The sequence below is a fragment of the Nocardia xishanensis NBRC 101358 genome (genome assembly GCF_001613365.1).
GTDB lineage: Bacteria > Actinomycetota > Actinomycetes > Mycobacteriales > Mycobacteriaceae > Nocardia > Nocardia xishanensis.
This window is the reverse complement of sequence record NZ_BDCF01000009.1, coordinates 163,676-177,332: the sequence shown is the minus strand read 5'-3', so window position 1 is coordinate 177,332 and position 13,657 is coordinate 163,676. Positions and strand designations below refer to the sequence as shown.

Below are 13,657 nucleotides of genomic sequence, written 5' to 3'. Positions count from 1 at the left end.
CCTGGTGTCTGCTTGTATGTACCGGGCGGCGTCATCCGGACCGGCGGCATGCAAACAGGCGGCGCATAGGTGCACCGCCGCTCCAGCTTACCGGGAGGCATCCGATCCGGCAAAAACGCCCTGCCGCGAAGTCGCAGCGCGGCGGCTCCCTGCGCCACGCCGGGTGGGGCGCGTCACGTAAACTGACCGGGTCCAGGAAACGGTCGAGCAGACTTAGGGGGATGCCGTGAGCCAGCGTACCGGGCCAGCTGTCGGCACCGCGCCCCTCGGCCACGACAGGGCCGAGCACGAGCGTCGCGGGCGGGTCATCTCGGGCACGAGCGACGCCGAGCGTACGACGGAAGCCGCGGGACAGCGAGGCGATGCGTGAGTCGTAACAACGACCTCCCGATGCTGCCGCCGTGGCTGTCCGACAGCGAGGTGACCGGGGGTTACGAGGCACCGGTAGAGAATCTTCCGCACGACGAGCTCATCGACGACGCACCCGACCGCAAAAAACGCCGCAAGTCCCAGGCGCCCGACGGTCGCGGCGACGCGAATCAGGCTTCCGGCCGCAAGGACAAGAAGCGCAGGTGGCTCGGCCGCGACAAGGACGAGCCGGTCGAGGAACCGCAGACCGCGCCACCGGCCGCGGAGCAGCGTCGCCAAGAGCCGCCCGCCGACTCCTGGGGACAGCCGCAGTCCGGTTGGTCGTCCGGTCCCGACGCGAATGCCGGTCGGCCCGGCGATCCCCGGCAGCCGCAGAACGAAGGTCCGGTTCCGCAGCAGCCGATGAGCGGGCCGGAGCACGCGGCCCCGCCGCGGTTCGACGCCCACGAGCAAGCGCCGCAGCCGACCGGAGGACGGGGCCCTACGCCGCCGCAGCAGTTCGGCGGACCAGGGCAGCCGACCCTCGGTCCTGAGCAGGCACCTCCCGACCACATCGGCGGACCGAGCCAGCAACAGACCGGCGGGCCGGGCCAGCCGATCGGCGGCCCCGGTCAGGCACCTCCCGACCACATCGGCGGACCGAGCCAGCAACAGACCGGCGGACCAGGCCAGCCGATCGGCGGCCCCGGTCAGGCACGTCCCGACCAGATAGGCGGACCGAGCCAGCAGCAGTGGAGCAGCGCGTCTGGGCAGCCGCCGATCGGTGACGGCGGACCGCAGTGGGGTGCCGCGCCGGAGCCGTTCGGCGGGCCGGGTCGAATGCCGCAACAGCACGGCATCCCTGCCATCCAGCAGACCGGCGCGCCCGGGTACCAGCCGATGGGCGGGCCGGGACCCCAGCCTCAGCAGCCGATTGGCACCGGTCAGCCGCCGATCGACGGATCGAGCCAAGCCGGGCAGCGGCCGGGCGAGGCGTGGGGCGGGCAACCGCACCCCGACGACCCGAGATCGTCCGCACCGCAAGGGCGGGGTGGGCATCCGGGCTTGCCCACCAGGCAGCCGAGCGAGCCTTCCGAGGCCTTCCAACCGCTCGGACAGCGCGCGCCCGCGCCGACTCCCGAGCCGCCCGAGCCGACTGCACCGGCCCCCGAGCCGCCTCCGTCGAACGAGGCGACCACGCGCTACCAGCGTCAGCTTCCCGACCTGCCGCCACCGCCGCCGAGCGACGTCCGCCCGTCCCCGGCTGCCGAGGAGAGCGCCGCCCGGACGACCGTCGACCACGCCGCCGATCCGCAGGCCGGACACGGCGTCACCGACCGGCCGATGGAGAACAACGCCGCCGATCCGCGAGCCGAGCACAGCGTCACGAACCGGGCGACGGAGAACCACGTCGCCGATTCACCTGCCGCGCAACGCATTCCGGCCGGAGAATCGGTCACGCCTCCGCCGGCGGTGGATCACGTTCCCGCTCGGACGAACACGGGTTCCGCTTCGACGGGCCAGGACCGCACACCCGCCGCGTCCACCGAGGGCAACGCCTCGGCCGACGCGGACCGTGCGGCGACCGAATTCGACGCCGCCCCACCGTGGCTCGCGGGCCCGAGCGCGGCCGCGTCGTCGGGACCTGCCGCGGCCGCACCGCCCGAGCAAGGACCCCCGCTACGCACACACGCTGGGTCGACGCCGTCGAGCGACGACGCTCCACCCTCCTGGCTGGGCGGCCCCGAACAGCGCCGGCCGGAAACCCGCCCTGAACTCCCTCCGCCACCCGCGGAACCCGTCGAACAGTCGGGGCCGCAGGTACCTTCGCCGACTGCGCCGCAGACACCGCCGTCCGCGAGCGACATCGCTCGACCGGGCGCGTTCTCGCCCGCCGCGCGCGCGGGTGGCACGTCCGCTGCCGCCGATCCAGCGAAGATCGCCGAGCGTCCGAACTCCGTGTCGCGGCCGGTCGGCGACGAGGCGGCTCCGGTCTCCTCCACTCGGCCGGACGAGCGGCGTGAAGGCGGAATTCCCCCGCGCCCTGACGAATCCGTGTACGGACCAGCTGCGGTCGGTCGAGGCCAAGGCGACGAGTTCACCCGCAACCCTGCCGGCACGACGGGTACGGCCGAGGACGCCGAGTCCGCACGTGGCGGCAGGCATCGACTGCCAGGCGAGCCCGAACCGAGCGAGCGTCAATGGGGCGCACCGGGTCCGGCTCGAGGCGGACACCGTGCCCCGGTCAGCGATCAGCCCGCTCCCGGCCAGGTGCGCCGGGACCCCGGCGTGTTCGCACAGCAGGGAAGCCAAGCTCCCGGCGGCGAAATGCCATGGGCGCAGGCGGGATACGGCGCTCAGCCACCGCTTCAGGAGAACGCCCCGCAGCCCGGTTACGGCTATGCCGACCAGCGCCAGGGTGGTTACGCTCCGGCGCCCGGCCCCGACGCCTACCACATCCCCGGCGATAGGCGGCCCGGCGAACCGGGTTATCCGACACAGTCCGGGCCGGAACCGGTGCAGCCCGCCAACAACAACGCACCCGGCTTCGTCGCGCCTCCGGCTGCCGATCAGCAGCCGCCCGCACCGCCCGCGTGGAACCAAGGCACGCAACCTCCCGCGCCCCCGCAGGGGCCGACGGGCGAGAGCTGGGGTCGGCCGCAGCACGGACCGACCGGTGAAAGTTGGGGCCAGCAGCCGCAATACGGCGGTCCGCGCCCGTCCCAGCCGGGTCAGCCCTCCCTGGACGATGTTCCCTTGCGCCGCGCCAAGAAAGCGCCTGGCAGTGGTTGGCGCAAGGCCGTGCACCACATGTCCGGCGGCGCGATCAATCCCGGTATGTCGGCCGAGGAGCTACGGCTCCAGGAACTCGTGGCCAGGATCAGGCAGCCGGTCCGCGGCGACTACCGCATCGCGGTGCTCTCGCTGAAGGGCGGCGTCGGGAAGACGACCACCACCATGGGTCTCGGCTCGATCTTCGCGTCCATTCGCGGCGACCGGGTGATCGCGGTCGACGCGAACCCTGACTTCGGCACGCTCTCCCAGCGCGTGCCGCTGCAGACCCGGTCGACGGTGCGCGACCTGCTGCTCGATCCGTCGATCGGGCGCTACTCGGATGTGCGCAGGCACACCTCGCAGGCCACCAGTCGACTCGAAGTGCTTGCCAGCGAACGAGATCCGGCGGCGTCGGAGGCGTTCAACGACGAGGAATACCGGGCAGTCGCTCGCATCCTGCAGCGCTACTACAACATCATCCTCACCGACTGCGGCACCGGTCTTATGCACTCGGCGATGGCAGGCGTCCTGGACCTGGCGCATTCGCTGGTGCTGATTTCCTCGGCCGCGATCGACGGCGCCCGCAGTGCCGCGGCGACGCTGGACTGGTTGTCCTTGCACGGTCACGATCACCTGGTGCGCAACGCGGTCGTGGTGATCAACCTGCCGCGCGAAGGTTCACCGAATGTCGGCGTGCAGCAGCTGCGCGAGTACTTCCTGTCCCGCTGCCGCGCGGTGCACATCATCCCGTACGACTCGCACCTCTCCGAGGGCGCCGAGATCGATCTGCACCGGCTCAGCAAGCAAGCCAAGCGGGCCTACGTGGAACTCGCCGCGACCGTCGCGGACGAATTCGCCGTCGACCATCGCCGCTTCCACGCCTGAACGCCTGGTTCGATAGATACTGCGCGCCGAAGAGGTTCGCCGGTCGGGTGCCGAGGAGGGGGTGACGACACCCGACCGAACGAACCACCTCACCACTCGGGCAGCCGCCTCCGCCCCGCGAGCACGTCGCGGACCAGGTCGTCGTAGGCGTCCGCCAATTCGGCGAGGTGGTGCCAGGCGCAGTGCAGTAGCTCGTCGTGCGCGTCGAGCGTCATCAGTGCGTGGTGCGCACGCACCGAGGACTCCGCGAGCCGATCGATCACCGCGCCGACAGTCTCGGTGTGCAAAGTAGCGCCGAGCCGATGCTGGGGGACGCTGCGCGTCACCCAGTCGTCGATGGCCATGACCAATTCGCTTCGGCGCCGTTCGTTTTCGAGAATATGAGTGGGATCGGTGTTCACCGAACCACCACGACCGACGAGTCGCCGCTCGTGCAATACCGCCAGATCACGAGCGAACCAGAGCAGGGGGCCACCTACGACCCGATGCCCGCGACACGCCCGAACAAGTAGATCCGAAGTGGGCAGTAGCCCGGTAGACACGGACTGCACTGCCGAATCGACACACCGGGATGTGTCGGGAACTGCCATCACAATCGTTGATGAATCCGAACCTGCCACGTTGCCTCGCCGTTCATCGCCGCACAACACCGGATCAGGACGTTCATTACAATAAACCTCTGAAGGCACCTGTCAAGCGTTACCGGGCCGTAGGGAGTCACGAAGAGTACACTTCGTTACCTGCACGACCAACCGAGGAGCAAGATGGCGGACGGTCCGACGTATCACCGGATCGCAGACCTCCTCCGCGAGGAGATCCGCGCAGGCAAATGGCATCCGGGCGATCGACTTCCGAGTCACACCGAACTGGCCGAGCAGATGCAGGTTTCGATCACAACGGCTCGCAACGCGATTCAGGTTCTCGTTGCCGAAAATCTCGTCTATACAGCTACTTCCCGCGGGACCATCGTCCGAAACCAGGAAGTGCTCGAGTCGGTGATGACCGATCACATCCGCCCCGACCGACCCAAGTCGCCGCACGACATCTTCGAGGAGACCGCCCGCGCCGCGAATCGCGCGCCCGCCAAGGAGTTCAGCGCGCGGATGGAACCCGCGACGGCCCAGGTGGCGCAGTGGCTCGGCGTGGCGGAGGACACCTGGGTGCTCGCCCGCACCGTCGTGCAGTACCTGGACAACGAACCGTGGTCGTGGGAGGTCAGTTTCTATCCGCGCGACCTGGCCGAGGCGACCGGCATCGATTCGCCGCACGACATCCCCGAGGGCACCACCCGCCGGATGGCCGACCGCGGCTATCCCGAGACCGCCCACCGCGACACGCTGGTCGCGCGACCCGCCAGCGCCGAGGAGGCGATCGTGCTCGGCGTCGCGACCGGAACGATCCTGCTCGACCATCTGCGAATCGGGGCGGACCACAGCCGGATCACCCGGGCCACGCGGCAGCGTTCCATCGCCACGCGCAACCGCCTGGCCTACGAACTCGGCGACGCCGAGGGCACCGCCGTGATCCGGCAGATATTGGGCGAGTCGCATAGGCCAGGTATTTCTTTGCTATGACTACCGTTTTCCGCGAGGCCACCCTCGGCGATCTCGGCTTGATCTGCCGCCTGCGCGTTCAGCGCACCGCATGGCTCACCGCCCGCGGCTCCGACCAGTGGACAGTCGCAGGCCGCGGCCTGCCCATCGAGATATTCGCCCGCGCCGTCGGCCGCTCACTCGACGCGGGCGAGACCTGGATCGCCGAGGTGGACGGCGAACCGGCGGGCACCATCACCGTCAACGACCGCGCCGACCCCGGACTGTGGTCGGAGTGGGAGCTCGCCGACGCGATGGTCGTGCACTTCATGATCGTCGACCTGCGTTTCGCCGGACAGCGTCTCGGCCATCGCCTGCTCGCGCAGGCCGGGCAGCTCGCCAAGGAGCGCGACCGCGACTGGGTCCGTCTCGACGCCTGGACCACCAACGCCGACTTGCACGACTACTACCGCAGGGCGGGCTTCCGTATGGCGCGTATCGCGGGGCCGGTCGCGCGCGGACCGTCCCGCGCGCTTTTCGAACGACGCACCGACAGCTGGGATTTCGAGCAGACGCTCGCCGTCCCCACCACGGGTCTTCCGTCGGCGGCGCCCCGGCTGGACCCGCCGACGGACACCATCCTCGCTCCCCCGGCGCTGCCGAACTGACCAGGCAGCGCCGGCGACGGAACCGGACGTACTCCGCCCTCAATCCGCGCACGGCCGGAGCGAAGGCGGAGTACGCACAAAGCCACAGAGCCGGACGGAGTCCGCCCTTACTCCGCGCATGGCCGGAGCGAAGGCGGAGGTGCGCCTACAGTGGCGGCAGGTACGCCACCTGGATCATCTCGTTGCCGCCGCGAGTAACCAGCGTGCCACGACCGGGCGGCAGCTTGGCCGCGCGAATATCACCGATGATCTTGCCCTCGTCCTTGGGTGCGCTCATCAGCAGCGCGTCCACACCCATTTCCTTGAGCGTGCCGAGCACCTTGTCGAACATGGCCCGGCTTGCGCCGCCCGCGCGGCGGCTGATCACCACGTGCAGACCGAGGTCGCGTGCCTGCGGCAGGAAATCGATCAGCGGCTCCAGCGGGTTGCGCCCACCGGAGACCACCATCTCGTAATCGTCGACGACGACGTAGATCTCGGGCCCGGTCCACCAGCTGCGTTCGCGCAACTGCTGTGGCGTGATGTCATTGCCCGGGATCCGCTTCTGGAGGTAGTTCGCGACTTCCTTGATCATCCCGAAGGACGTCTGCGAGGAGGTCGAGTAGCCGGCCAGCTGCGCCCCTTCCAGCACTCCGAGCATGGTGCGCCGGTAGTCGATCAGGATGACGCGGGCTTCCTCGGAGGTGGAGTTCTCGGTGATGCCTGCGACGATATTGCGCAACAGCGTGGTCTTACCGCACTCCACATCGCAGAAGCTGTAGAAGTGCGGCTGCACCGCGAAATCCATGGCGATCGGTTGCAGGTCGGTCTCGCCGATGCCGATAACGGCCAGCGTCTTGCTCTGCTGGATGCCCCGCCGCGCCGCCTCCGCGACCACGGCCTCGCGCGAGAGCTCCATCGGAAGCATCCGGACCTCGGGCGCGTTCCGGCCGGGGTAGAGCTCGTTGAGCTGCTGCTTGGCGATGCCGATTCCCTCGGACAGAGTGCGCGGATCGGAGTCGGAGTCCAAGCGCGGCAACGCGACCAGCAGGTGCAGCTTCTGCGCGGTGAGACCACGGCCAGGGCGCCCGGTGGGCACGAGCACCGCGGTACGCCGGTCCATCTCGGAGTCGGACGGGTCACCGAGGCGGAGCTCGATGCGGGTACCGATGAGGTCCTTGATCTGCGGGCGGATCTCCGGCCACCGGGTGGTGGAGACGATCAGGTGGACACCATAGGAAAGACCCTGTGCGGCGATGGCATTGAGCTGCGGTTCCAGCGTGTCGTAATCGGCGCGGATGGTGGGCCAGCCGTCGATGACGAGAAAGACGTCGCCGTGCAGATCCTGAGCGAGCGGGTCGGCCTGCCGGTCGGCCTGCGGCTGCTCCGCCAGCAGCGCTTTGCGCCTGCGGAATTCGACGATGGAGTCGATGCCCAGCTCGCGGAACAGCTCCTCACGGTGGCGCAGGATGCCGGTCACCTCCGCGATGGTGCGGCGGATCCGATCGACTTCCATGCGACCCGCGACGGAACCGACATGCGGTATCCCCGCCAAACCGGAGAGTGTGCCGCCACCGAAGTCGAGACAGTAGAACTGCACCTGCTCGGGTGTGTGAGTGGCGGCCGCGGCCATGATGATGGTGCGCAGGGTGGTCGACTTACCCGACTGCGGACCACCGACGACCGCGACATTGCCCTGCGCCGCGGACAGATCCACGATCAGCACGTCGCGGCGCTGCTCGTAGGGCTTGTCGATGACACCCAACGGCAACCACAGCTGACCGTGCCGGTTGAGCGGCGAGCGCCAGTCCGGGTCGGGCAGCAACATGTCGACCGACGGCGACTCGTCCAGCGGCGGCAGCCATACCTCGTGCGCCGGGCGGCCGTGGCCGCGCAGGCGATCGACGACGGTGGTCAGCAGCGTCGCGGGAACGGCCTCGGCGACCGGCACCGTGGTCTGCTCGTCGTCGGCTCCCTCCGCCGCGAGTCGCCCTGGCGGCGGCGGCAATTCGGGCAGACCCATCCGTCCGGGCGGCGGCGGCAGCTCGGGCCTGCCACTCGGCACGGCCTTCCGCTCGGGCTCGACGATCTCCGGCAGCGCGACCGGCGCAGCGGTGAACACCGCAGGCGACTGCCCGCCGACGGTCTTGCCGTCCACCTTCCGTGTACTGCGCGGCGAAACATACGGCCCGGAGACGTAACTGGCGTTGAAGCGCAGCGGATCGTCGGCGTCGCTCTTGAGGTAGCCGGAGCCCGGCACGCTGGGCAGGTGGTAGGCGTCGGTGATGCCGAGCACCGCCCTGGACTCGTTGGCGGAGAAGGTACGCAGGCCGATCCGATAGGACAGATGCGAGTCCAGACCGCGCAGCTTGTTCTCCTCCAGGCGCTGCGAAGCCAGCAGCAGATGCACGCGCAGCGAGCGGCCGAGGCGGCCGATCATCACGAACAGGTCGGCGAAATCCGGCTTCTGCGAGAGCAGTTCGGAGAACTCGTCGACCACCACGAACAGTGCGGGCAGCGGATCCAGGTCGGCGCCCGCGGCGCGAGCCTTCTCGTATTCGGTGACATTGGCGAAGTTGCCCGCCGCGCGCAGCAGCTCCTGGCGCCGGGTCATCTCACCGGAGAGGGCGTCCTTCATGCGGTCGACGAGGGCGAGTTCCTCCTCGAGGTTGGTGATGACCGCGGAGACGTGCGGCAGCGAGTCGAGACCGAGGAAGGTCGCACCACCCTTGAAGTCGACCAGGACCAGGTTCAGCAGATCGGGCGAGTGCGTGGTCACCATGGAAAGCACCAGCGTGCGCAGGAACTCCGACTTACCCGAACCCGTCGCGCCGATGCACAATCCGTGCGGGCCCATGCCGTTCTCGGCGGACTCCTTGATGTCGATCTCGACCGGCGTACCGTCGGGGGTGACGCCGATCGGCACCCGCAGCCGTTCCCGGTCGCTGCGCGGGCGCCACACCACCGCGGGATCGATCTGGGCGGCGTCGGGAATCTTCAACAGGGCCATCAGGCCGGGATCGGCCCGGGTCTCAGCGCCCAGGCTCACCATCTGGGCGGCGGTCGCGATGCGGAAGCGCGCCAGATCCCGGGCCAGCGCGGTCGCCTCGGCGCTGGTCACTTGGTCGGCGGTGGCGAACTTCTCCACGCCCGCCGCGGATTTCGCGGCGACCATGCCGTCGTCGGTGACGACCAGTTGCAGGCCGCGGCGCACCGCAAGACCGCTCTGCGGTGCGGTCAGGTCGAGTACGGTCACCGAGTCCAGGCCCGCGTCGCTGACGACGCGTTCGGAACCGCTGACGTAGCCGTCGTCGATGATCACCAGCAGATGGATCCGGCCCGCTGTCGGCTGCGCGTTACGCATGAACCGACCGCGCTCGACCAGCTCGGCGGACATGGATGTCTCCAGTTCGGCCAGCGAGCGGTACATCATCCTGGCCGAGCCCATGCCGTCGCGGTCCACCGGATGTTGCAGGTGCGGTAGCCATTTCGCCCAGGACCAAGCCGGGCCGTCGGGGTCGGCGCAGATGATGGCGACCGCGGCGTGGTCGGGGCCGTGGAAGGTGGTGAACTCCATCAGCATCGAGCGCACCAGCGTGAGCGTGGCCTCACGATCGCCTTCGATATTGATGGCGGGGAACGCGCGCAGCGAGATCGCGGTGGGAAGGCCGTGCACCACCGAGTGGGTGCGCACGAACCGGCGCAAGGCGACGGTGGACACCGGTTCCAGGTCTTCCAGTGGGCCGGTCTCGGGACGGGCCAGCTTGGTGGCCAGGCGGTGGCTGCCGACGCCGACCCGCACGTGCCCGAAATCCGGGTCGTTGGGCCTGCGTTCCCACATCCGGCGGCTGCCGATCACCGATTGCAGGTCGCTGGGTTCGGGATGACTCCACCGCAGCGCCGCCAGCTGCTGGTTGCCGGTCTTGCGCACATCCTTGCGGACCTGATCGAGGTAGCGGAAGTAGTCCTTGCGTTCCTCGTTGAGCTCGGCGGCCTTCTTCGGCCCGCCGCCGCCGCGCATGCCCGCCATCATGCCGAACATCGACATCAGCATCATCATCGGGAACATCATCATGAACGGGTTGGCCAGCAGGTTGCGGCCCATCATGACCATCATCGCGATCATGCCGACCACGGCGACCACCATCACCACCGGCATCAGCTTCATCAACAGGTTGCCGACGACGGGACGATCGAGTTCCGGCGGCGCGGACAACGCGACCTCGCCGCCCGGCGGGCGCGGCGGCGCGATCCGCGGGCGGCGAACGAAACCTTCGGTTGCCATGTCCTACAACCCTTCCGGTGTTTGATCGGCGCCGCTCACGACTGCGCCTCGCTGACGCTCGGCTCCGTCGTGCGCGGAGGCGCGCTGTGTCCATGGTTCACTCGCTGACGCTCGCTCACGACTGCGCCTCGCTGACGCTCGGCTCCGTCGTGCGCGGAGGCGCACTGTGTCACGCCCTTTGTGGTCACGCTGCGCTACCTCCTCCGGGCGTTGATCTCGCGTCGCGAATTTCTTGCTCCGCGCCAGGATCCACACTCACCTGCTTACCCCGCCGAAACGGGATCGAGGCGGCGTAGCCGAGCCCGAGCAGGGCGAGCAGCGTGATCGAGCCGATCGTGGCGACCAGGCGCGGGGCCGGGTCGACGTACGGCGCCGGGGACGGCCCGGCGATCTTGCGCGGTATATCGGAGCCGACGGTGATCGGATGCTGCGGCAGTTGCGCGGTGAGCGCGGCCAGTGGATCGATCAGGCCGTGCCCGACCTTGTCGTTGCGTCCGTTGTCCGGTGCCTGCGCGGTCAGCTTGATCCGATCGATCACCTCGGCGGCGGTCAGTTCCGGGAAGCGCGACCGGACGAGCGCGGCTAATCCGGAGACGTAGGCGCTGGAGAAGCTGGTGCCGTCGATGGTGGAGTAGCCCTCGTTGGTCTGGGTGGCGTTGACCAGGCCCGCGCCGCCCGGCTTGCTGTCCAGGGAGACGATTTCGCGCCCCGGCGCGGCGACGCCGACCCACGGGCCGTGCAGCGAGAACGGTGAGACCGCGCCCTCGGGATCCACCGAGGCGACCGACAGCACGTAGGGCGTGAACCAGGCCGGGGTGACCACGGTGCCCACCGCCGACCAGCCCGAGCGGTCGTTCTGCTTCTCACAAGCAGTGCCCTGCATGATGTTTCCGGCCGCGGCGACTACGACCACATTGCGGTCGTAGGCGTATTTCACGGCGGCGCCCAAGGCGCCGTCGGCAGCGCCCGCACTCGCGGCCATGCACGCCACCTCGGAAATGTTGATCACCGTGGCGCCCATGTCGACCGCGCGGACGACACCGGCGGCCAAGGTGTTGACCGTGCCGTAGCCTTCGCGCGTGATGACACCCGGCTCCTCCCGGCGATTGCGGTCCTTGGCCTCGTAGGCCGAGCTGAGCTGGCGGATGGCCAGGATCTCGGCTTCCGGTGCGACACCGGCGAATCCGTCCTCCAGGCTGGGCTGAGCGGCGATGATCCCGGCCACGAAGGTGCCGTGGCCGTCGCAGTCGACGGTGCCGTCGGTGGTGGAGACGAAGTCGCCGCCTGCCTGGAGCGCGGGCAGGCGCCAGTGCCGGTTCACGCCGGTATCGATGACGGCGACCTTCTGACCCGCGCCGCGACTGAACTGCCACGCCTCGGGCAAATCGAGGATCCGCTGCGCCAGTGGCGGATCGCGGGGCACCCCGCCCTGGAGGGTGGGTTCGGCGCAGACCTTGGCCTGTTCGGTCTCGTCCGGCGGTCTAGCGCTCGCGGCCAGGCCGAGCACGGCGCCGAGTGCGCCGTCATCGATCTTCGGCGGCCCGACCGCCAGTGCGGGCGTGGGTGTTCCGGTGGCGAGCGCGAGCACCGCCGCCACCGTCACCGCCCGCAGCAGCCGCCGTAGGAGCGGTGCCATGTCAGATGTTCCGGGCGGCCGAGTAGATGTCCATGATCCACAGCACCAGCGGAATGATGGTGCAGATCAAGAGGTATTCGAAGATCTCACCGGCGCGGCGCATCGGCGGCGACATCTCGGTGTGCGGCCCGATCACACCGAAGGCCACCGCGGCCGTGGCCACGACGAGCAGCATGCCTGCGACTGGCAGCAGCCAGTTCTCCTCGCCGAGCGCGGCGCCGGTGCCGAGCGCGATCAACGCGATCGCGCCACCGGCGAGCAACGTGCACGCCTGCACCAGGTCGGCGAAGGCGCGCCCGCGCAGGCACAGGATGATCGAGACAACCACGCCCAGGGTGATGCCCTGCCATCGGGCCGCGCCGAGCGGATCCGCGGCCAGCACCACGCCGATCGCGGCGGCGACGGTGCAGCCGATGATCATGCCGGACTGGTATTCGTTGGCCGCGCGGGCTCGATGCTCGAGACCGGCGGCCGAGGGTAGCGCGGTGGCGCCGATGGCGCCGATGTCCTTGACGGTGGGACGGGGTTCGTGGTCGGCGGGGTCGATGGCGGCGCCTGCGGTCGGCACCGGCGGCACCGGCAGCCGCGCCGCCGCCACGGCCAGGCGCGGCACCATGGTGATCACGATGAGCGCACCGACCAGCACGCCTGCGGCGATCTTGGACAGCGCGGGATCCCAGATCATCCGAACCATCGCGGCTACGCCGCCGAACAGCGCGAGGGTGATGACCGTGGTGAACATGGTCGCCCCGACCCGGACCAGGCTGTAGAGGACCGCGGCGGCGGTCAGCGTTGCGACACAGGCGAACATCGCGTGCGGACTGCCGAAGTCGTTGGGCACGAACAGCGCGGTGCCCGCGAAGATCAGCAGCAGCGCGTACAGCGAAAGCATGATCACCGGCAAGGACGCTTCGGCCTGATACCGGCGGGCGACGAGTACGGCCGCGCCACCGGCGATCAGTCCGGCGCCGAGACCGATGAAACCCACTGCGGCACCGGCACCGTCGAGCTTGGCCACCGCGAGCAGGTAGCTCCCGGCCAGCACCGCGAGTAGGCCCATGGACAGACCGAGCCAGCGCGCCGACAGCGGCGACCAGTGCCGGAACGAGGTCGCGGTCAGCTTGGAGACGGCGTCGATCACGTCGTCGAACAGCGCCGGTGGCTCCTTGGCGGTCACCGAGCGCAATACCAGCAACTCGCCGTCGAAAACCTCTGCCTCGGTGAGCGATTGGTTTGCCGGGATGGGGTCGCGGCCGATCCGGGCCAGCGTCCAATGCTGCGTTTGCAGTGGCGCCCCGTCCTCGTGCTCGGTGAGATCGGGGTTGCGCGATTCGATCAGCTCGACCACGTCGGTGATGAACGCAGCGATCGGAACTGTGGCAGGCAAACCCAAGTCCAGCTGGGTATTGCCGCCGATCACCGAGACTCGGCACAACTCCGGATCAACGGCAGCCACAGCGCTGCTAGACGGATCGGTCACAGCTCGGATGACTCCCTACCTAGAACACACTTCAACGCCATGCAACGTACTCAACTTAACGGAGAAGTC

General features: G+C 69.2%; 7 protein-coding genes. 3 read left to right on the top strand and 4 right to left on the bottom strand.

Features of this window, described 5'->3' with window-relative positions; all coding sequences use genetic code 11:
* The first annotated feature begins 2,676 nt into the window (after window positions 1–2,676).
* Window positions 2,677–4,008, top strand: coding sequence for a MinD/ParA family ATP-binding protein (locus tag NX1_RS38810; protein WP_444980706.1), 1,332 nt, complete (start codon window positions 2,677–2,679; stop codon window positions 4,006–4,008).
* 89 nt (window positions 4,009–4,097) lie between these two features.
* Here the strand turns inward: NX1_RS38810 and NX1_RS37860 are convergent, their stop codons facing one another.
* A complete protein-coding gene (locus NX1_RS37860) occupies window positions 4,098–4,409 on the bottom strand; it encodes a DUF4254 domain-containing protein (RefSeq protein ID WP_245668422.1) in 312 nt (103 codons plus the stop codon).
* 363 nt (window positions 4,410–4,772) lie between these two features.
* Here NX1_RS37860 and NX1_RS10175 point away from each other — a divergent pair, with 363 nt between their 5' ends.
* On the top strand, window positions 4,773–5,582 hold the full coding sequence (locus NX1_RS10175) for a GntR family transcriptional regulator (RefSeq protein ID WP_068057002.1): 810 nt from the start codon (window positions 4,773–4,775) through the stop codon (window positions 5,580–5,582).
* On the top strand, window positions 5,579–6,208 hold the full coding sequence (locus tag NX1_RS10170; RefSeq protein ID WP_084501296.1) for a GNAT family N-acetyltransferase: 630 nt from the start codon (window positions 5,579–5,581) through the stop codon (window positions 6,206–6,208). Before NX1_RS10175 ends, NX1_RS10170 begins: the two co-directional genes overlap by 4 nt.
* 145 nt (window positions 6,209–6,353) lie before the next feature.
* On the opposite strand, the gene eccCa is transcribed toward NX1_RS10170, so the two are convergent.
* The 3 genes from eccCa to eccD form a co-directional block, all read right to left on the bottom strand.
* Entirely contained in the window at window positions 6,354–10,472 is a 4,119-nt protein-coding gene (gene eccCa, locus NX1_RS10165; protein WP_068057001.1) for a type VII secretion protein EccCa, read from the bottom strand.
* Between the two features lie 184 nt (window positions 10,473–10,656).
* The gene (gene mycP, locus NX1_RS10160) at window positions 10,657–12,108 is read right to left on the bottom strand and encodes a type VII secretion-associated serine protease mycosin (RefSeq protein WP_068056999.1); all 1,452 of its coding nucleotides are present in this window, start codon (window positions 12,106–12,108) and stop codon (window positions 10,657–10,659) included.
* A 1-nt stretch (window position 12,109) separates the two neighbouring features.
* Window positions 12,110–13,588 (bottom strand): type VII secretion integral membrane protein EccD, encoded by a 1,479-nt coding sequence (gene eccD, locus NX1_RS10155; protein WP_068056998.1) that lies wholly within the window; start codon window positions 13,586–13,588, stop codon window positions 12,110–12,112.
* Window positions 13,589–13,657: the final 69 nt, after the last annotated feature.

Coding starts and splice junctions, on each gene's coding strand:
- NX1_RS10175 (WP_068057002.1), top strand. CDS start 4,773: ATGGCGGACGGTCCGACGTATCACCGGATCGCAGACCTCCTCCGCGAG.
- mycP (WP_068056999.1), bottom strand. CDS start 12,108: ATGGCACCGCTCCTACGGCGGCTGCTGCGGGCGGTGACGGTGGCGGCG.
- eccCa (WP_068057001.1), bottom strand. CDS start 10,472: ATGGCAACCGAAGGTTTCGTTCGCCGCCCGCGGATCGCGCCGCCGCGC.
- NX1_RS38810 (WP_444980706.1), top strand. CDS start 2,677: ATGCCATGGGCGCAGGCGGGATACGGCGCTCAGCCACCGCTTCAGGAG.
- NX1_RS10170 (WP_084501296.1), top strand. CDS start 5,579: ATGACTACCGTTTTCCGCGAGGCCACCCTCGGCGATCTCGGCTTGATC.